21 protein-coding genes are annotated in these 18,408 nt (G+C 71.3%); 12 read left to right on the top strand and 9 right to left on the bottom strand.

The features are described from left to right. Window positions 1–325 precede the first annotated feature (325 nt). Window positions 326–460 carry a DUF6461 domain-containing protein gene (locus tag AB0G11_RS07445; RefSeq protein ID WP_281427200.1) on the bottom strand — a complete coding sequence of 45 codons (135 nt, stop codon included), beginning with the start codon at window positions 458–460 and terminating at the stop codon, window positions 326–328. Between the two features lie 776 nt (window positions 461–1,236). Here AB0G11_RS07445 and AB0G11_RS07440 point away from each other — a divergent pair. Continuing rightward, window positions 1,237–2,193: a hypothetical protein gene (locus AB0G11_RS07440; RefSeq protein WP_357584582.1), complete on the top strand. Its 957-nt coding sequence runs from the start codon at window positions 1,237–1,239 to the stop codon at window positions 2,191–2,193. A 498-nt stretch (window positions 2,194–2,691) separates the two neighbouring features. Here AB0G11_RS07440 and AB0G11_RS07435 read toward each other — a convergent pair whose 3' ends face one another. Then, entirely contained in the window at window positions 2,692–2,940 is a 249-nt protein-coding gene (locus AB0G11_RS07435) for a DUF3817 domain-containing protein (protein ID WP_357584580.1), read from the bottom strand. Window positions 2,941–3,475: 535 nt separating this feature from the next. On the opposite strand from AB0G11_RS07435, the gene AB0G11_RS07430 reads away from it, so the two are divergent. Next, complete coding sequence (locus tag AB0G11_RS07430) at window positions 3,476–4,123, top strand: DJ-1/PfpI family protein (RefSeq protein ID WP_357584578.1); 648 nt, start codon at window positions 3,476–3,478, stop codon at window positions 4,121–4,123. 49 nt (window positions 4,124–4,172) lie between these two features. Next, window positions 4,173–5,357, top strand: coding sequence for an MFS transporter (locus AB0G11_RS07425; protein ID WP_357584576.1), 1,185 nt, complete (start codon window positions 4,173–4,175; stop codon window positions 5,355–5,357). 502 nt (window positions 5,358–5,859) lie between these two features. Here AB0G11_RS07425 and AB0G11_RS07420 read toward each other — a convergent pair. After that, window positions 5,860–6,195 (bottom strand): hypothetical protein, encoded by a 336-nt coding sequence (locus AB0G11_RS07420; protein ID WP_357584574.1) that lies wholly within the window; start codon window positions 6,193–6,195, stop codon window positions 5,860–5,862. A gap of 133 nt (window positions 6,196–6,328) precedes the next feature. Here AB0G11_RS07420 and AB0G11_RS07415 point away from each other — a divergent pair, with 133 nt between their 5' ends. The 8 genes from AB0G11_RS07415 (at window position 6,329) to AB0G11_RS07380 (ending at window position 12,417) form a co-directional block, all read left to right on the top strand. Then, a complete protein-coding gene (locus AB0G11_RS07415; protein ID WP_357584572.1) occupies window positions 6,329–7,579 on the top strand; it encodes a hypothetical protein in 1,251 nt (416 codons plus the stop codon). 87 nt (window positions 7,580–7,666) lie between these two features. After that, window positions 7,667–8,179, top strand: coding sequence for a SigE family RNA polymerase sigma factor (locus AB0G11_RS07410; RefSeq protein ID WP_357584570.1), 513 nt, complete (start codon window positions 7,667–7,669; stop codon window positions 8,177–8,179). Continuing rightward, window positions 8,176–9,114: an endolytic transglycosylase MltG gene (mltG, locus tag AB0G11_RS07405; protein ID WP_357584568.1), complete on the top strand. Its 939-nt coding sequence runs from the start codon at window positions 8,176–8,178 to the stop codon at window positions 9,112–9,114. The genes AB0G11_RS07410 and mltG overlap by 4 nt, the downstream gene beginning before the upstream one ends. Window positions 9,115–9,159: 45 nt before the next feature. After that, window positions 9,160–9,495: a metalloregulator ArsR/SmtB family transcription factor gene (locus tag AB0G11_RS07400; protein WP_219509257.1), complete on the top strand. Its 336-nt coding sequence runs from the start codon at window positions 9,160–9,162 to the stop codon at window positions 9,493–9,495. Between the two features lie 13 nt (window positions 9,496–9,508). Then, window positions 9,509–10,573, top strand: a complete 1,065-nt coding sequence (locus AB0G11_RS07395) for a GNAT family N-acetyltransferase (protein ID WP_357584566.1) — start codon at window positions 9,509–9,511, stop codon at window positions 10,571–10,573. A 59-nt stretch (window positions 10,574–10,632) separates the two neighbouring features. Beyond that, window positions 10,633–10,956 (top strand): metalloregulator ArsR/SmtB family transcription factor, encoded by a 324-nt coding sequence (locus AB0G11_RS07390; RefSeq protein WP_308125950.1) that lies wholly within the window; start codon window positions 10,633–10,635, stop codon window positions 10,954–10,956. Further along, window positions 10,953–12,029: an ACR3 family arsenite efflux transporter gene (gene arsB / locus AB0G11_RS07385; protein WP_357584564.1), complete on the top strand. Its 1,077-nt coding sequence runs from the start codon at window positions 10,953–10,955 to the stop codon at window positions 12,027–12,029. The genes AB0G11_RS07390 and arsB overlap by 4 nt, the downstream gene beginning before the upstream one ends. Continuing rightward, a complete protein-coding gene (locus AB0G11_RS07380; RefSeq protein WP_219509248.1) occupies window positions 12,022–12,417 on the top strand; it encodes an arsenate reductase ArsC in 396 nt (131 codons plus the stop codon). The genes arsB and AB0G11_RS07380 overlap by 8 nt, the downstream gene beginning before the upstream one ends. 3 nt (window positions 12,418–12,420) lie before the next feature. Here AB0G11_RS07380 and AB0G11_RS07375 read toward each other — a convergent pair whose 3' ends face one another. The 6 genes from AB0G11_RS07375 to AB0G11_RS07350 all read right to left on the bottom strand — a co-directional run bounded on the left by AB0G11_RS07375 (window position 12,421) and on the right by AB0G11_RS07350 (window position 17,273). After that, a complete protein-coding gene (locus AB0G11_RS07375; RefSeq protein ID WP_357584562.1) occupies window positions 12,421–13,737 on the bottom strand; it encodes a M28 family peptidase in 1,317 nt (438 codons plus the stop codon). Further along, window positions 13,734–13,916, bottom strand: coding sequence for a hypothetical protein (locus AB0G11_RS07370; RefSeq protein WP_219509244.1), 183 nt, complete (start codon window positions 13,914–13,916; stop codon window positions 13,734–13,736). The genes AB0G11_RS07375 and AB0G11_RS07370 overlap by 4 nt, the downstream gene beginning before the upstream one ends. 85 nt (window positions 13,917–14,001) lie before the next feature. Next, on the bottom strand, window positions 14,002–15,054 hold the full coding sequence (locus AB0G11_RS07365; protein ID WP_357584560.1) for an ArsO family NAD(P)H-dependent flavin-containing monooxygenase: 1,053 nt from the start codon (window positions 15,052–15,054) through the stop codon (window positions 14,002–14,004). Between the two features lie 10 nt (window positions 15,055–15,064). Further along, window positions 15,065–15,421 (bottom strand): metalloregulator ArsR/SmtB family transcription factor, encoded by a 357-nt coding sequence (locus AB0G11_RS07360; RefSeq protein ID WP_357584558.1) that lies wholly within the window; start codon window positions 15,419–15,421, stop codon window positions 15,065–15,067. 66 nt (window positions 15,422–15,487) lie between these two features. Continuing rightward, window positions 15,488–16,876, bottom strand: coding sequence for an FAD-dependent oxidoreductase (locus tag AB0G11_RS07355; protein ID WP_357584556.1), 1,389 nt, complete (start codon window positions 16,874–16,876; stop codon window positions 15,488–15,490). Between the two features lie 79 nt (window positions 16,877–16,955). Then, window positions 16,956–17,273, bottom strand: a complete 318-nt coding sequence (locus AB0G11_RS07350; protein WP_357584554.1) for a metalloregulator ArsR/SmtB family transcription factor — start codon at window positions 17,271–17,273, stop codon at window positions 16,956–16,958. A 59-nt stretch (window positions 17,274–17,332) separates the two neighbouring features. On the opposite strand from AB0G11_RS07350, the gene AB0G11_RS07345 reads away from it, so the two are divergent. Continuing rightward, the gene (locus tag AB0G11_RS07345; RefSeq protein WP_357584552.1) at window positions 17,333–18,400 is read left to right on the top strand and encodes an NAD(P)-binding domain-containing protein; all 1,068 of its coding nucleotides are present in this window, start codon (window positions 17,333–17,335) and stop codon (window positions 18,398–18,400) included. The last annotated feature ends 8 nt before the right edge of the window (window positions 18,401–18,408 follow it).

The raw sequence follows: 18,408 nt of genomic DNA, 5'->3' as shown, positions 1-18,408 counted from the left end.
TGTTAGGGATCATCACCCGGACCGCCGTGCCATACACGTGCAATGATCACGGGCTACACGACCGAGATGCACGCTCGCATCACTGGTGGAAGACCGTTTTGCTGCCCGACAGGTCACGAGCTATAAACCGTCGGCTCAGCCTGTGCAAATTCGCACCTTGCGCCTGCCCCCAGCAGTAGCTGCAGGTCAGAGGGCCTTCGGGGTCTTTCTGCGTTTCAGGGGTCATGCAGCCGGATGCCGCCGTGAGCGGGCTGTTGTCGAAGGTCCCGGAATATGTCCAGTATGGATCTCGGGGCGTTTCTCCTGGTCGGAGGCCATGATCTGCTCAGCCCCTGCTCGGCGTGACCGCACAGAGATAGGTCGACTCCTCCAGCAGCTGTGCTGTCAGCTTGATCCCCGTCAGGTTCTCGGCCAGTGCGAAGACGGCCCGGCTAGATTTTCTGGTGCCTCGGAGCTCCAGGTTGATCGCGAAGCCCTGCCCGTCGCATCGGCCGTAGGAGGCTGAGGCAGGACCTGATCATCTTGACGCCCGACGACCCGGGCAAAGCTGAGCACACCATCGGGCGGGTCGAAGGGCGCAAGTTCGAACCTTGCTCCCGCCACAACAGCAGGAAGGGGCCTGGTAGCAGCGGAAACGCGGGGACGGGCTTTCTCGTCGTGTCCGCGTTCACGCATCCTGCTCGGACTGTGGACGCCCTGGTACTGATTCCGGGATTCGTGAGTGCCGATGTCGTGGGGGACGGTCGCCGCCGAGACGGACGCGTGTGCCGTACTCGCCGTGCTTGGGGCGGCGATCTCTGCGCTGCGCGGTTCGTCTGGCCCGCGAGCCTCCTAGACCGTCCGTGTGGCTGTCCATGGCCTGACATGCTCTGCCGCTGGGGCTCCGACGTTCGGTGTTCTGGCTCCGTGGGCGTGGGTTTCGTCTCCGTGTCGTCCTGGATGGCGTCGAGGTGGCCGAGGCAGGTCGTCGCACCCGGCTATAGATAGACGTCTTGCAAGACGAGTGCCATTGTATCGAACATGTGATCCAAAACTTCTAGGATGCGGCCAGAATCGTCCTTACGATCTTGGTGTCCGCGCCGGCCCGGTCGATCGGTCGGCGCTCCACCCTGGCGGGGCGCGATGACGCCCCTGACCGAACGGAGATTCACATTGCGGCGTGCACTGGTCGCGTTAGGCATTGGCTTGGGCGTGCTGGGCTCCGCAGTCGCTCCTGGGCCGGCACAGGCAGCAAGTGTGTGGGCGGAACCGCTGGCTCAGACGACGGCGGAAGCTCAGGACGTCGCGAAGTTCTGGCTCAACGACGGGGGCGCCAACCTGAGGAACGCCACGCCGTACGCCGTGCAGACCACGGCCGGCGGGGAACGCCTGACCACGGACATCGTTCCGGGCGGTCCTCCGGCTTCCATCCCGCCATTGGAAGGGCCGACCTTGCCTGACGGGTCGGCGCCTGCTGCCTCCGGTCGGGTGTTCTTCATCGGCAGCGACGGCAAGCCGCACTGGTGCACCGGCACAGTGGTGAACTCTCTGTATCGGAACCTCGTCGCGACCGCAGGTCACTGCCTGCTGGACATCGAGGCTCCCATGGGCTCGCTCGGCAAGTGGGTCTTCGTGCCCGGCTACTCCGATGGTCAAATCCCCTTCGGTCTGTATGTCGGGAAGCGGGCCTCTGTTCACCATGACTTCGAGGGCCTTCGGGATTTCGACCGCGATTACGCCTTCGCCAACGTGTACAGCGGTGTCGTCCTCGCCTCTCCAGGCGTGCTGAGCAACGTCGGCAGGCTGGCCGAAAACGTCGGCGCCCAGGGGATGACGATCAACCAGCCGCTCGCACCGACGGTCGACGTCTTCGGCTACCCCGCCGGTCCCCATCCCGACGGGAGCCTGCCTTACACGGGTGAGACGCTCGAACGGTCAACAGGCTCGACCTTCGCGATGAATACCAGGCTCTTCCGGGCCGACCGTCCCATCGGCGCGAACTCCCCGTTCACCGCGGAAGGCTCCCTCGGGTCCTCGTGGCTGACCGGTTATGCGAGCGGCAGCCGCACCGGCCATCTCAACGGCATCACTGTCAGCGTCTCCGACACCGATGGCGACAACCGGTATGACAGTGGCATATCGCCGTACTTCGACAGTGAGCTGTACGTGGTCTACAGGAACGCCGCGAGCATGTGGACCGGCGTCATCGCCTAGGCAAGCTCACATGTAAGCAGTCTTACCGGTTCGATCTGGGTCACGTACGAAGTGATCTGCCGCCAGCAGTAACAGCAGTTCAGAGGCCCTTCGGGGCCTCTTCTGCGTTTCCGGGGTGTGCAGGCAGATACAGCTCTGAGCGGCAGATTTGCAGGTCGAAGCGCATGAATCCTGGGCGAACGGGCTATGCGGCGGTGGCGCGCGGGGTCCTGGCGGGCCGGCGCCGTCGCGGGGGTCACGGTCAGGAGTCAGCAGGTGGGGGTGGCCCTGGTGGTTGTGGGGGCAGGGGGACTTCGAGGATGACGGCGCGGGTGCCGACGGCGTCTACTGGATGCTCATCCACGGTGGGGCCGGTGACGGTGAAGCGATGGCGGTGCAGCCAGCCGAACAGGTCTGTCCGGCGCGAACGACGCCGGTCGAAGGGCTGCCCGCTGAGGCTGTTTCGAGGGCAAAGGGACCGGTATGGGGTAAGGGCAGAAAGTCCGTCGTCCACGGAGATCATCCATTCTGTGTGGCGCGTAGGTGACGGAGGGCGAGCTGGCCGCCCACCCCTGGAATGAGGGCGCGCAGGCGCACGCCGGACGGGGTTCGCGCCAGTGAGGCGGCGGCGATGACGGTCACGTAGGCCAGGCCGTGCACGGGCCCCGCCACGCTCGTGATCGTTTCGAGGTGGAGCGTGAGCAGGTTGATGAGCAGGATCGTGAGCGAGACGGCCTCGGCGGTGGCCGCCATCCGCAGGATGCGCACGCCGTCACGCTCCCGGCCGCAAAGCTGATCGAGTACAGATCATGAATTCCTCCAACCATCAGGCAGCCTGAAGCTCAGAGGGCCTTCAGTCTTTCTGAAAGCCGAGGATCGCAGCCGCCGTGTCGGCGTTTGCCCAGGTAATTCGGCCTTGGTGGGCACCGGCGGGGGAGGCGGATGACGTGATTTGTGGGGTATGTGTCGTTGACGCCATCGATCCTTGGGCCGGAACGTGGTGCCGTGCACCCACACCGCATCGCCTTCGTGATTACGGCTCGCGCGGGAGTACCCCGCCGCCTTCGTCCGCCACGGTCACCCGTGATCCGCAGCGGGGGCGACCACGGGCATGGACCTCGCGCCGGCCTGGGTGGAGGAGGACCAAGCGGGCGCTGAAGTACGGCGGCGAACCCCTCGGTGTCGTCGCCCGCCGCTACGGCTTCGGCACCGTCGAGACCCTGCGGCGCGGCTTGCACCGCTGCCGGGGCGTCACGCCCTCCGACCACCGCGACCGATTCCGAACCACGACGGGAGAACACCTGTGACCACGTACGGACTGCTGATCTTCGACGTCGTCGAAGAGCTCGACTTCGCCGGCCCCTGGGAGGTCTTCACCACCTCGGCCATCCTGCGCGGCGGCATCGACACCGCGCTGCTCATCGCCGAGCACCCCGACCCGGTCCGGTGCAGCAAGGGCATGCATGTGGGGCCCGATCGCACCCTGGGCGACCACCCGCCGCTGGACGTGCTGCTCGTCCCGGGCGGGCGCGGCGCCCGGGAAATCCAGCCGCACAACCCGGCCGTCACCGGCTGGATCGCCAAGACTGCCGAGCAGGCCTCCTGGGTCATGAGCGTCTGCACCGGCGCCTTCCTGCTCCACGCCGCCGGTCCCGCCCGCGGGCGCCGGGTGGCCACCCACTGGAACTACGAGGACACCCTCCAGGCGCGCGGGGACGTCACCGTCGTCCGCGACGCCCGCTACGTCGTGGACGGCAACCTGCTCACCACCCAGGGCGTCTCCGCCGGCATCGACGCCGCGCTCTGGCTCGTCGGCCGCCTCCATGGCCGAGACCACGCGCGTGCTGTCCGCCGCGAGATCCAGTACGAGCCCGCCCCGCCCTACCTCGCCGACGAGCCCCTTCTGGCCGGCACGCGTCGAACCGACCTGCGGGGCGGATCACGGCGATGAGGCGGCGCGGAAACGCTGATGCGCTCCTGCCTGTACAGGGATGAACTCCATGTCGCTTCTGGTCTTCTCACTCATGCTCGTGGTCTTCAGCCTGACCACCGGGGAGTTCGTCATCGCCGGGATCCTGCCCGACGTGGCACGCGACCTGTCGGTTTCCGTTCCGGCCGCCGGGCTGCTGGTCAGCGCCTACGCCATCGGCATGATCCTGGGCGGACCGGTGATCACGACGCTGACCGCACGGCTGCCCCGCCGGCCGCTCGTCGTCGGGCTCATCGTCACCTCCATCGCCGGCAACGCCATGTCAGCCGTCGCCCCGAGCTATCCGATCCTGCTGGCCGGGCGTTTCGTCGCCGGACTGGTGGTGGCCACCTTCTTCGCCGTCGCGGTCGCCACCGCCGTGTCCACCGCTCCGGCGGGCAGGCAGGCCTCGACCGTGGCCCGGCTGACGTTCGGCATGAACCTGGGCATGATCGCCGGGACTCCGCTGGGCACCTTCATCGGTCAGAGCCTCGGCTGGCGGGCGACCTTCGCCGCGATCGCCGTCTTCAGCGCCACTACCCTGATGATGGTCCTGCGGTCCTTCCCCGACGGGCCCGCGCCGCAGGTCGGCTCGCTCCTCGGCGAGCTGCGTGTCTTCACCAGCCGGGAGGTGATCCTGGCCATCGCGCTGACCGCCGCCGGAAACCTGGGCGTCGTCACCGTCTTCACCTTCATGGCGCCCCTGGCAACCGACGTCAGCGGCTTCCCCGGCACGGCGCTGCCCGCGCTGCTGCTGGTGTACGGGGCCGGCGCCGTCCTGGGCAACTTCCTGGGCGGATGGCTGGCCGACCGGGCGCTCCTGCCCTCGCTCGCCGCTCTGCTGGCCGTCCTGGCGGGCGCCCTGGCCCTGGGCTGGCTGGTCAGCGGGCATCAGGGGGCGGCCGCCGTGCTGTGGTTCCTGCTCGGCGTTCTGGCGTTCGCCATCATCCCGGGCATGCAGACCCGGGTGGTGGCCACCGCGCAGGCTGCGCCCACCCTGGCGGTCGCCGTCAACGCCTCCGGTTTCCAGCTCGCCGCCGCGATCGCCGGATGGCTCGGCGGGCGGCTCATCGACGGGCCGGGGCCGCGTTCCCTCTATCCGGTGGCCGCGGCCCTCACGGTCACGGGCCTGCTCATCGCCCTCTACGCGCTGCGGCACGACCGCCGCCGCCCTGCCGCCGCGCCCGCTGCCCAGGAACAGGGAGCTCGCCCATGACGCACTACCAGGCCGACCGGTCGCGCCCGCTTCGTGCCACGAGCTTCCCGCCGACCCCACCCGGCGCCCGCGGCGATCGGAGCTCCCTGATTGTGAGCCTCTTGTGAACTTAGAGATCTTGGACGCCCGGCTTCGACGGCGCTCCCGTCCTGGACCTCTCCACCCTGGAGCTCCGCGGCCTGCCGGCAGAATTGGCCGCGTACACCACTCTCACGCACCTCAAGCTGAACTTCAACAAGCTCAGCGAGCTGTCGGAATGGCTGGGCCGCCTGCACGCCATCCAGGAACTCGGCTTGGCCGGATCTGGCGGCGCTGGAGAAGGCGTGCTGCGGGTTCTTCGCCTTCGACGTCACGCTCGACGGCGAGCAGGTGGTGTGGGACTGCGCGGTGAGCGACGACGACACCGCCCGCGCCATCCTGGAGGAGTACTACCTGCTGCCTGACACCGCGCCGCGAGGTCCGGAGGAGCTGCCTGAGCGTCTGGCTGGCAAGGGCCTGCGTTTCATGGCCGGCCCGACCCGTTCCGAAGCCCCGGCGGGCGGGGGCGGGCGGGACCGCGCATGAGGCGCCGGATCAGGTAGGCCTGCAGCAGGCCTGCTCCGGTGAGGATCGCTATGAGCAGTACGGGGTTCGCCATCTGCGGCGGGACGAGGTCCCATCCCCACCAGACGATCGGCCCGAGAGGGAAGGTGACGAGCATGAGCGCGACGCCGGACAGCAGGATCGGGTCCTGGACGGTCAGCGGGATCACCGCGGAAGCCACGCCGAGAAGCAGCACCAGGCCGGCGTACGCACCGGCGACGACCGACGCAGCACGGCCGTTCCTGTAATGCCTCATGCGGTCACGCTCCTCGGGTGCCCGGCGGAAGAGGCCGAGTGTATGCAACGGCGCAGCGCGGGCGGGGATTGTCGGTGCGGTGAGCCATACTCCGCCGAGCCAGGGTGATCACCGACAACGCGAAGGCGTGGGCATGGCACAGTTGCTGCGGGCGCTCGACGACGAGGTCTACGTCGAGTACGACACGTTCGGGCTGGACGGCACCGACCTGCCGTCGTGGGGTTCGCCCACCGATGAGATGCACCACTTCATCGCCGGGGTGCGGCTGGAGTCGTGGGACGCCGAGCCGGAGCCCGCGGACGACTCGTGGACGCCGGTCAGTTCGGCGACGTTCGTCGCGGAGAGCGGCGTGGTCTCGATCGTCACGATGATGGACGGCAGGGGGCATGACTTCCTGATCGGGCCGCCGCATTTCGAGTACGGCGTGCGCATGTACCTGCGGGAGCCGCGGCCGGGCGACGGGCATGGCACGGGGGAGTGTGAGGAGGCGTGGCTGCTCAGGATCTGGCCGATCCGGGATGTCTTCGACCCGATCACGCATGCGGCGCCGTTCTCCTATATCGCGCGGGGAGTGCTGTACTACTCGATCGACCTCGAACCCGAGCAGCTCGTGCAGCCGCCGGCGCGGCGGGAGGCGCCGGTGCCGGTCTCGGCGGTGGCGGACTGGGCGTCGCTGCGCCCGGACCCGGATCTGGACACGTTCGACGGATGGCTGCGCAGGGTGAGCCGTAAGGCCGAGGAGGCGGGCGTCACCGTTCACGAGCTGCTGCGCGGGGGCGGGCTCGACATCGAGGACGGCGCGGATCTCACCGTGGCCTCCTGCACCCCGCCGCGGGCGCGTGCGGGGCGGTTCACGGATCCGCTGGTCGACCGCTACTACGCCGAGCAGGCGCGGCTCGGCCCGCTGTCCGGACAGGACCCGGGCGAGGATCGGCTGCGTGAGTACGCCGACGGCGAGCGCATCGCCAAGGAGCTGTGCCGCAGCGGCGCCCGTACGTTCTCGGTGCCCGTCGAAGGTCGTGGCGCCCCGTACGTGTCACCGGGTGTGAGCCGTCGCGTGTGGCGGTGGGAGGACGACCTGCTCGGTGGCGAGCTCATGGACGGCGGGCTGACCGTGGACCGGCAGGTTCTGGCCAGGAACCCGTGGACCAGGCAGATCCTCGTCTCCGGCATCGTCACGGTCCTGCGCCGCGATCACGACAGGCGCGGCACCGGCGACACCGTCTGGTACGTGGTGCGTGACGCCGAGCCGCACGAGGCGGCGAGGGTCCTGTGCGCGGAGGCCACCTGGGAGGAGGACCCGGAGCAGCGCCGGGCCCTGGACGAGGTGGCCAGGGAGAAGCTGGTCGAGCTGCGGGCCACGTACAGGAGCCGGGAAGGGTGAGGGCCCGGTTGGCGGCGATCTGGGCGGTTCAGGCATAGATCGAGGCGCCGCTCGCGTCCTTGCCGGTGAATGTCGCGAGGAGGACGGGTGGATCCAGGCTTTGAGGCGGATTTCCGGCAGTTGGTGGTCGACCGGTCGGGGGCGCTGTTCCGTACGGCGTACCTGCTGACCGGTGACCGGCACGCCGCCGAGGACCTGGTGCAGTCGGCCCTGGTCAAGACGGCCGCGAAGTGGCGCAGTCTGCGTGATCCGGGCGCCATCGAGGGATACGTGCGCCGGGCCATGTACCACGAGCAGGTGAGCTGGTGGCGGCGGCGCTCACGTGTCGCGGAGGTGTCCACCGGCCGGCTGCCTGACCAGGGCGGCGACGGGCACGCCGACGTCGTGGATCTTCGCCTGGTGATGCGCGCGGCCCTGTCCCGGCTCACGCCCCGGCAGCGGACCATGCTCGTGCTGCGCTACTTCGAGGACCTCTCCGAGACCGAGATCGCGCGGTTGCTCGGCGTCAGGGTGGGGTCGGTACGCAGCCAGATCTACCGCTCGCTGGAACGCCTGAAGAAGACGGCGCCTGAACTGACCACTGTGAGGGAGTTCCGATGAACCTCGAGAACCTGCTGCGTGAAACGCTCTCCGACATGGCCGACGAGGAGCGGCCGCCCACGCCCGGTCGGTTCCTGGTGGCCCACGACCGCTCCCGGCCTCGTCGCCGCGGCGTCGCCCTGGTGGCGGCGTCAGCCGTCGCCGCGCTGGCCGTCGGATCGGTGGTCGTGGTGCAGGGGATGTCGTCGCGGGCCCCCGGTGAGGCCGTCGCCGGGCCGCTGAACGCGGCGTCCGAGGCCCCGCGGGCTGTCACCGTGACGGTGGTGGAGGGGGTACGGGTCGCGCGGCTTTTCGAGATGCTGTCGTCGCGCACGGGCAGGCCGGTGGCGGAGTTCGAGAAGGCTGCCAAGGACGGCAGCGCGCTCGGGCTGCCGTCCTACGCGCGGGGGAGGCTCGAAGGGTTCGCCTTCCCCGGGCGCTACGCGTTCGCGCCCACCGCGAGCGCGGGTGAGATCCTCGGGGCGATGGTGGCCGGGTTCGGGGTGGCCGCCGACGGCGCCGGCCTGGTCGAGGGGGCCAGGCGTGCCGGCAGGACGCCGCTGGAGATCGTGACCATCGCCAGCATCGTCCAGGCCGAGGCGGGCCGGGACGAGGACATGCCCAAGATCGCCCGGGTCATCCACAACCGGCTGAACCGGAAGATGTTTCTGCAGATGGACAGCACGGTCCTGTACGGCCTGGGCAAGTACGGCGCCCGCGCCGGGCGCGAGGATCTCAGGAGCCGGTCGCCGTACAACACCTACAGGCGTGCCGGACTGCCGCCCGGTCCCATCGGCAACCCGGGGGAGAAGGCCATCCGAGCCGCGCTGAAGCCGGCTTCCGGACCCTGGCTCTACTACGTGACCACCGACCCGAAGAACGGAATCACGAAGTTCGCCTCCTCCGAAGCGGAGTACGCCGAACTGGTCGAAGAACTGCGCCGCAAGAAGCACTGAGCCGGTCTTCCCTTCCCGTGCTTCATCGTCTATCGTCGATGTTCGATGAACACGAACGATGAGTCCCTGCCGCGCGCCGAGGCCGAGGAGTACGCGAGCTGGTTCAAGGCGCTCGCGGACGCGACGCGCATCCAGCTCGTCTCCCTGCTGGCCCGCAGGCGGGCGCCGATGAGCGTGGGCGAGATCGTGCTGGCCTCCGGAGTGGGCCAGTCCACCGTCTCGCACCACCTGAAGATTCTGGCCGACGTGCGGTTCGTGCTGGTCGACAAGCAGGGCACGTCCAGCCTCTACCGGATCAACGAAGCCTGCGTGAGCTGTTTCCCTACGGCGGCCGACGTGGTCATGGGCAATCCCGTGCCCGCCGCGCCCGCCTGTGAGTGAAGGGACGCCGGTCATGGGTGAGGAGAGCGCGGACGGGCAGGGAGGCGTGCTGCCGCGGACGGGGGAGAGCGTGCTCGTTCTCGGCTCCGGCGGCGGCGTTCTCGGTTCCGGTGGCGGCTTCGACGTGCTGCCGGCGGCCCAGCGGGTCGGTCCGTACGGGACGGCGTACGTGATGGCGGACGGCCTCCCGTACGGGCTGGACGGCGGCGCGGACGGGATGGAGCGGGCGCGGCGGGAGGCGGCGCGGGCAGGGCTCGGCAACGTGCGGTTCCTGCGGGGCGGCGTCGAAGGGATCCCGCTTCCCGGCCAGTCGGTCGACGTCGTCGTCTGCGGCGGCCTGCCCGACGGCGGGGAGAAGGCGGTGGCTGAGGCGTTCCGGGTGCTGCGGCCGGGCGGCCGCTTCGGGATGACCGCCACGACCGCCGCCATGACCGCCGATGCGGTCACCGACGCGGTCACCCTCCTGGCGGCGGCCGGGTTCGTCAGCATCCGGATCGCACCCGCGACCGATCACGGTCAGGACGTGTCCAGCCCGATCATCCAGGCGGTCAAGCCGCCCGTGGGCCCCGGTCTGGAGATCCGGCCGATGCGGGACTCCGATGCCCCACAGGTGCTGGCGATCTACCAGATGGGCCTCGACACCGGGGAGGCCAGCTTCGAGACGGTCGCGCCGAGCTGGGAGGGCTTCAACGCCGGCAGGTTGCGGCACCTGCGCTACGTGGCGGTGGACGTCGACTCCGGGGAGGCCGTGGGCTGGGTGGCCGCTTCGCCGGTCTCCTCACGGCAGGTCTATTCGGGCGTCGTGGAGCACAGCGTCTACGTCCATCCGGGCTGCCAGGCGCACGGCATCGGCCGGGCGCTGCTGTCGGCGTTCGTGGCCGCGACCGAGGACGCGGGCGTGTGGACGATCCAGTCGGCGATCTTCCCGGAGAACGCGGCGAGCCTGTCGCTGCACCAGGCGCTCGGCTTCCGCGTGGTCGGCACCCGCGAACGCCTCGGCTGCCATCGCGGCGTGTGGCGGGACGTGCTGATGCTGGAACGCCGCAGCAGCGCCGACCCCCCTGTCCAGCATGGATAGATGTGTGTCAATATAGACCTCAGTCGACTTCGATAACCATCGATACGAAAGGGGTGCCGGTGAGGTGCAGCCCGCAGCTGGCCCGTGAGCCGCTGGACGCCGAACGGGCGGCAGCGCTGGCCCAGGTGTTCAAGGCGCTGGGCGATCCCGTACGGCTGCGGATCGTGTCGATCGTGGCCAGTCACGATGGCGGCGAGGTGTGCGTGTGCGACATCACCGGCGCGTTCGAGCTGTCGCAGCCGACCATCAGCCACCACCTGAAGGTGCTCAAGGAGGTCGGCCTGCTCACCAGCGAACGGCGCGCCTCCTGGGTCTACTACCGGCTGGTCCCCGAGGCGCTCGGCGAGCTGTCGGCCCTGCTCGACGTGCCGGTCGTCGCATGAGGCCCGCCTCGTCCCCGCCGGGCGTGATCGGCGCGCTGCCGGTCCTCGACCGGCTCCTGCCCGTGTGGATCATCGCGGCGATGGCGGCCGGACTGCTGCTCGGCAGGCTGGTCCCGGGGCTGGACGCCGCCCTGGAGGCGGTGCGGATCGGCGGGATCTCGCTGCCGATCGCGCTCGGCCTGCTGCTGATGATGTACCCGGTGCTGGCCAAGGTCCGCTACGACCGCGTCGGGGCCGTCACCGGCGACCGGCGCATGCTCGTGGCCTCGCTCGTGCTCAACTGGGTGCTCGGCCCGGCGTTGATGTTCGCGCTGGCCTGGACCTTCCTTCCCGACCTGCCCGAATACCGCACCGGGCTCGTCATCGTCGGCCTGGCCCGATGCATCGCGATGGTGCTCATCTGGAACGACCTCGCCTGCGGCGACCGCGAGGCCGCCGCCGTCCTGGTCGCGCTCAACTCGCTCTTCCAGGTCGTCGCGTTCGGCGCGCTCGGCTGGTTCTACCTGGACGTGCTGCCTGGCTGGCTCGGCCTGGCGCAGACCGGGCTCGACGTGTCGACCTGGGACATCGCCCAGTACGTGCTCGTCTTCCTCGGCGTCCCGCTCGTCGCGGGCTACCTGTCCCGCCGGCTCGGCGAGCGCGTCAAGGGCCGCGACTGGTACGAGAGCCGCTTCCTGCCCCGGGTGGGCCCGATGGCGCTGTACGGCCTGCTGTTCACCGTCGTCATCCTGTTCGCCCTGCAAGGCGGCACGATCACCGCGCGGCCCGGCGACGTGGCCCGCATCGCGCTGCCGCTGCTGGCGTACTTCGCGCTCATGTGGGGCGGCTCGTTCCTGGCCGGGAAGGCGATCGGCCTGGGGTACGAGCGCGCCACCACGCTGGCCTTCACCGCGGCGGGCAACAACTTCGAGCTGGCCATCGCGGTCGCGGTCGGCGTCTTCGGCGTCACCTCCGGCCAGGCGCTGGCCGGAGTCGTCGGCCCGCTCATCGAGGTGCCCGTCCTGGTCGCCCTGGTCTACGTCAGCCTGGCCGGGCGCCGCCTGTTCCGCAGCGAGGAGATCGTCCATGCCTAGTGTCCTGTTCGTCTGCGTGCACAACGCCGGGCGGTCCCAGATGGCCGCCGGCTGGCTCACCCACCTGGCCGGTGACCGGATCGAGGTCCGCTCCGCCGGGTCCGCGCCGGCCGAGCAGCTCAACCCGGTCGCCGTCGAAGCCATGGCCGAGGCCGGCATCGACATCCGCGCCGCCCGGCCGCGCATCCTCACCGCCGACACGGTGCGGGCCTCCGACGTGGTGATCACGATGGGCTGCGGCGACGCCTGCCCCGTCTTCCCCGGCAAGCGTTACGAGGACTGGCAGCTCGACGATCCCGCCGGTCAGGGCATCGAGGCCGTACGCGCCATCCGCGACGAGATCCGTACCCGGGTCGAGAAGCTCGTCGGCGAGCTGCTGCCCGACTGAGCGTCACCCACGCCGGGCCAGCAGCTCCACGGTGGCCACCAGGAGCCGGGCGGCGGCCAGCAGAGTGTCGTTCCGGACGCGATCGGGCGTCTCGGCGGGGGTCTGGTAGCCGGGCATGCCCATGCCGATGCCGACGGCGGGCAGCCCGGCGGCGGCGTAGCGGCGGTTGTCGGAGGCCATGGCGCCGGCGCGCAGCGGCACCCCAGTCAGCCGGCCCGCCTGGTCGAGGGTGGCGAGCAGGGCGTGGGCGGGGCCGCCCGCCTCGACGGAGGCGGCCTGGTGCAGCTCGGCCGCCCCGTCCAGGTTGATCACCAGCGTGTCCTCCGGCAGCGTGGCGGCGTGGTGCGCCGAGCCCCAGGCGCCGGCCTCCTCGCCGTCCAGGAACGCCACCGACAGCTCGACGCGGGAGGCGGCCGGGCTCGTCGAGAGGACGCGGGCGGCCTCCAGGACCGCGGCCACGCCCGAGGCGTTGTCGGCGGCGGCGGGCAGCCGGACGGCGGGGTCATCGCCGACGCCGTCATAGTGCGCCGTCAACAGCACCCGAACCCCCACCCCGCCGCCCGGACCGAGAACGTGCGCTCCCGACTCGCCGCCGGTGGTGCGCGGGGAGCCGGCGTACGCTCCCGGCTCGTCGTCCGTGGTCCACGGGGAGCCGGCGTGTGTCCCCGGCTTGCCGTCCCGGGGGAAGTGGGCGTGGACGTTCAGGCCGTGGGTGTCGAGGCGGCGGAGTGGGGCCGATGCCGTCACCTGGACGGGACGCTCGGCCGCGGTGTCGGCCAGCCGCCGGTGGAGGTCGGCGCGCACGGCGAGGATCGGCACGCCGCGCGTGGGCGGCCCGGCGATCATCTTGGGCATCCAGCCCTCGGCGTCGACGCCGCGCGCAATCAGCACCCCGGCGGCCCCCTGCGCCTCGGCGAGGTCGCAGGCGCGGGCCCAGTCGCCGGGCTCGGCCGGCACCCACCGGCCGCGCAGGTCACCGTCGGCGGAGGGCGCCAGGGGCGCGGTGCGCGGGGTGGGCAGATCGGCGGAGGCGAGGTGTTCGGCGAAGTCCCGGCGATGCCGCAGCCGGGTCGTCCCGCCGTCGTGCCATTCGAGGACCGGCGTGGCGTACAGGTCACGCACGTCCGCGACGGGAAAGCCGTCGAGCCGGACGTCGCCGCCCAGCTCGCGCAGCCGGGCGGCCAGCCAGGCGGCGGCGGCCCGGCCGCCGGGGGTGCCGACGCGCCGCCCGGCGTACCGGTCGGCGGCCAGCTCGTGCACGGTGGCCCGCATGCGCGCCGCCGACACCCGGTCGACGGCGCGCCTGGCTGTGGAGGTCATCCGCAGCAGCCGGTCGAGCTGTCGCTGGGGCCGTCCTGCGCGTCGGCGGGGGCGTTGCCGCAGCAGGTCGTGGCCGTCTCGGTCGCGGCGGCCGTACTGCCGCAACAGCCTCCGGCGGCGGCCGGGGCGAAGGCGTCGTTCAGGTCGCCGATGAAACCGCCGCTGAGCTGAGTGGTCATGATGATCTCCTAGTTAGATGGATATCTAAACAGCGGCCACACTCTCACACTGATTAGAAGAACGTCAAGATAGACGAGGATCGAATCAGCCGGTGATCTCGGCCACCAGGTGCCGCGCGGTCCGGCCGGCGCCGATGAGCGTGGCCGACGCCGGGCCGGTCCAGTCGCCGTACCCGAGCAGGTGCAGCCGAGGCTCGCCCCGCGCGCGGGTGCCGTCGGTGGCGATCAGCCCGTCGGAGCCGCGCAGCCGCAGCGGCGCCAGATGGCCGAGCGCGGGCCGGAACCCGGTGCACCACACGATGACGTCGCACGGCGCCGTGCTTCCGTCGGCCCAGACGACCCCCTCGGGGGTGATCGCCGAGAACATCGGCTCGGCCTTCAGCACGCCGCGGTCGCGCGCCTCGCGTACCGGCGGGACGGCGACGATGTCGCCCAGCTCGCCAATGCTCACGGGGCTCTCCCCGCGCGCGATCGCCTGATGGCGGCGCGTGGCGAGCGCGAACAGCGCGCGCCCGTCGACCTCGTCGGGCAGCAGCCGGGGCGGGCGCGACGCGACCCAGGTGGTGTGGGCGACCTGCGAGACCTCCGCGAGGATCTGCGCGGCCGAGTTGCCGCCGCCCACGATCACCACGCGCCTGCCCCGGAACGGCTCCGGCCCCCGGTATCCGGCGGTGTGCAGGTGCTCGCCGCGAAAGTCGCGCATGCCGCGACAGTGCGGGATGTACGGCCGCCACCAGGTCCCCGTCGCGCTGACCACGACGCGCGCCCGCCAGGTGCCCGCGCTGCTCTCCACCACGAGGCCGTCCGCGGCACGGCGAACGGCCCGGACGGCGGCGGGACGGACCACGGGCAGCCGATAGCGCCGCTCGTAGTCGGTGAGATAGGCGACGACATGCGCGGCGTCCGGATAGCCGCCGTCGGCCGGGATCGGCATCATGCGGCCGGGCAGCGAGCTGTACTGCGCGGGCGAGAACAGACGCAGCGACGGCCAGGCGTGCCGCCAGGCGCCGCCCGCCGCCTCCTGGGCGTCCAGGATGACGAAGTCGGCGCCCGCCCGCCGCAGGTAGTAGCCCGCCGCGAGCCCCGCCTGCCCGCCCCCGATGACGACGACCTCAGCCACGGCCGACGGTGCTGTCATGAGAGTGCGGTCATACGGTGACGAGCTCGGGCTCGGCCAGCGGGGCGAACAGCGCGCCCAGCTTGTTCACCGCCTCGGGGACGATCCGGTAGTAGACCCAGGTGCCGCGCCGCTCGCCGTCGATGAGCCCGGCGGTGCGCAGCACCTTCAGGTGGTGGCTGATCGTGGGGGCGGTCAGGTCGAAGGCGTCGGTCAGGTCGCACACGCACGCCTCACCGCCCGCGTGGGAGCCGATCATCGACAGCAGCCGCAGCCGTACGGGGTCGGCAACGGCCTTGAGGAGGCCCGCCAACTCGGCGGCGTCGCTCTCGGCCAGCGGCTCCCGCGCGATCGGCGCGCAGCACGCCGCTGTCGTGTTGGCGGTCATGACGGCACCTCCTGCTTTGAAACCTGTCTAAATGATAGGCGATGCCAGGACGGCGAGGCCCGGCGCTCAGCCGCAGCAGCCGCCGGACCCGGCGGAGGCGCCCACGGTCGCCAGCGGCAGCAGGCCGCCGCCGACGCCGGTGGCCAGGCCGACCCGCTGCTCCTGGGCCTCGGCGAGACCGGAGGAGCACACGCCGGTCTCGGGCAGGTCCAGCCGTACGTCCCGGGCGGCCTCCCAGTCGCCGGCCAGCGCCGCGACCACCGAGCGGACCTGCTCGTAGCCGGTCGCCATCAGGAACGTGGGCGCGCGCCCGTAACTCTTGACGCCGACCGCGTAGTAGCCATCCTCCGGATGCGCGAGCTCGTCGACGCCGTGCGGCGGGACGGTGCCGCACGAATGCCGGTTCGGGTCGATCAGCGGCGCGAGCTGCCGGGTGGAGCCGAGGACCGGGTCGAGGTCCAGGCGCAGCTCGGCGGCGATGGCGTGGTCGGGGCGGTAGCCGGTGGCGCTGACGATCCGGTCCACGGTGACGGACTGCTCGGCGCCCGACGGGTCGCGGCTGATCACCTCGACGCCGCCGGCGCCCTCCCGTACGCGGTGGGTGAAGAAGCCGGTCAGCAGGCGGATGCGGCCGGAGTCGACGTGCGCGCGCAGCCGGGTGCCGAGCGCGCCGCGTGCCGGCAGCGCGTCGGCGTCGCCGCCGCCGTAGGCGCGGGCGGCGCTCCCGGCGCGGATGGCCCAGGTGATCGGCGTGTCCGGCAGCTCGGCCAGGGCCAGGAGGGTGGTGGCGGCCGAGTGTCCCGCGCCGACGACCAGGGTGTGCCTGCCCTCGTACGTGTCGCGGTCGGCGCCGAGAACGTCGGGCAGGGCGTGGTCGACGGCCACTTCCGCCTCGCCGTGAGCGGGCAGGCCGCTCGCGCCCAGGACGTTGGGGGTCGCGTACGTGCCGGACGCGTCGATGATCGCGCGCGCCCGGATCTCCTCGCCGTCGCCGAGGCGGATCAGGAACGGGACGTCCTCCCGGCCGCTCGTCCGCACCCGGTCGTAGCCCAGGCGGCTGATCGCCGACACGCGGGCGCCCAGCCGTAGCTTGTCGCCGAACAGGGCGGCGAGCGGGGCCAGGTAGTCGCTGATCAGCTCGGCGCCAGTGGGGAGCCAGTCGGGGTCGGGCTCGGTCCAGCCGGAGGCGGTGAGCAGGCGGCGGGCGGCGGCGTCGACGTCGTAGCGCCACGGGCTGAAGACCCGGACGTGCCCCCAGCGGGCGACGGAGGCCCCGGCCCGGTCGCCGGCCTCCAGGACCAGGAAGTCGATGCCGCGCTCGGCCAGGTGCGCGGCGGCGGCGAGGCCGACGGGGCCGGCCCCGATGACCACGACGGGCAGGGCGCCGGTGTCGCCCGCGCTCAGGGGGCGCTCCAGTTCGAGTGAGGTGGTGGTGCCGCAGCAGCTGTCGCTCATCGTCGTCTCCGATCGGTTGATTAGAAATCTGTCGAAGTAACCAGCAGCAGCATGCAACGCTGATTAGAAGATTGTCAAATCAAGGAGCGGGCGGGCAGCAGGTGCTCAGGGCGGCCTGCAGATCGGCCAGCGCCTTGCCGATGCGTGCCGCGTCGGCGCGGTAGTAGACCGTCTTCCACTCCCGGCGCGAGGTGAGCACGCCGCCGTCGCGCAGCGTCGCCAGGTGGGTGGAGGTGGCCGACTGGGCCAGCGACATCCGCTCGGCGACCTCGCCCACGGTCAGCTCCGCACCGCCGGCGAACAGCCCCATGATCTGCTGGCGGGTCTCGCTGGCCATCGCCTTGAGGAAGCCGCGCGCCTCGGCGCTGAGCCCCATCCCGTCGGTCGTCATGGTCATAGCATCACCCCGGGCTCATCATATTGTGATTTCCCGATTTGACGATACGATGCGGCGTCATGGACACCATCGTCATCGGCGGCGGCCAGTCGGGCCTCGCCGCGGCCCGCGCCCTGCGCCTGCGTGGCCGCACCCCCGTCATCCTGGAAGCCGGCCCAGAACCGGCAGGCTCCTGGCCGCACTACTACGACAGCCTCACGCTGTTCTCGCCCGCCCGCTACAGCGCCATGCCGGGTCACGAGTTCCCCGGTGATCCCGACCACTACCCGACCCGCGACGAGGCCGCCGCCTACCTGCGGCGCTACGCCGACAGCCTCGACGTGGAGATCCGCACCGGCGTCCGCGTCACCGCCGTGCGCCCCGACGGGGCAGGCGGCTTCCTGGTCCACCCCGCGACCGGTGACCCCATCCGCACCAAGGGCGTCGTGGCCGCGTCAGGCTCGTTCGGCAACCCGTACGTCCCGATCCTGCCCGGGCAGGACGGCTTCACCGGCCGGGCGCTCCACGCCGCCGCCTACCGTGACCCCGGACAGCACGCCGGCCAGCGCGTCGTCGTGGTCGGCGCGGGCAACTCCGCCGTGCAGATCGGCTACGAGCTCGCCAGGACGGCCACCGTCACCCTCGCCACCCGGGCGCCCATCCGGTTCTTCCCCCAGATCATCGCCGGCCGGGACGCGCACCACTGGCACACCACCACGGGCTTCGACACCCTGCCGCCGCCCTGGCTGGCCCGCATCGCGACCGGCACCCTCGTCATGGACACCGGCGACTACGCCGCCTCACTGGAGGCCGGTCGCTGGGACCGGCGCCCCATGTTCACCGCCTTCGACGGCGACCGGGTCGTCTGGGCCGACGGCAGCCGCGAACCCGTCGACACCGTCATCTACGCCACCGGCTACCTGCCCCACCTGGACTACCTGCGGCCCCTGGGCGCCCTCGACGAGCGCGGGCTCCCGCTGCACGACGGCGGCATCTCCACCACCACCCCGGGGCTGGCCTACGTGGGGCTGGAGTTCCAGCGCTCGTTCGCCTCCAACACCCTGCGCGGCGTCCACCGCGACGCCGACCACGTCGCCGCCCCCGTCGCCGCCTACGCCGGCGGCGCCCTCACCGCCTACGGCCTCTGACCCGCTGT

It is taken from the genome of Nonomuraea sp. NPDC023979, assembly GCF_040639085.1.
GTDB lineage: Bacteria > Actinomycetota > Actinomycetes > Streptosporangiales > Streptosporangiaceae > Nonomuraea > Nonomuraea ceibae.
Note: the sequence above shows the minus strand (reverse complement) of the source record. Positions and strands in the feature narration are given on the sequence as shown.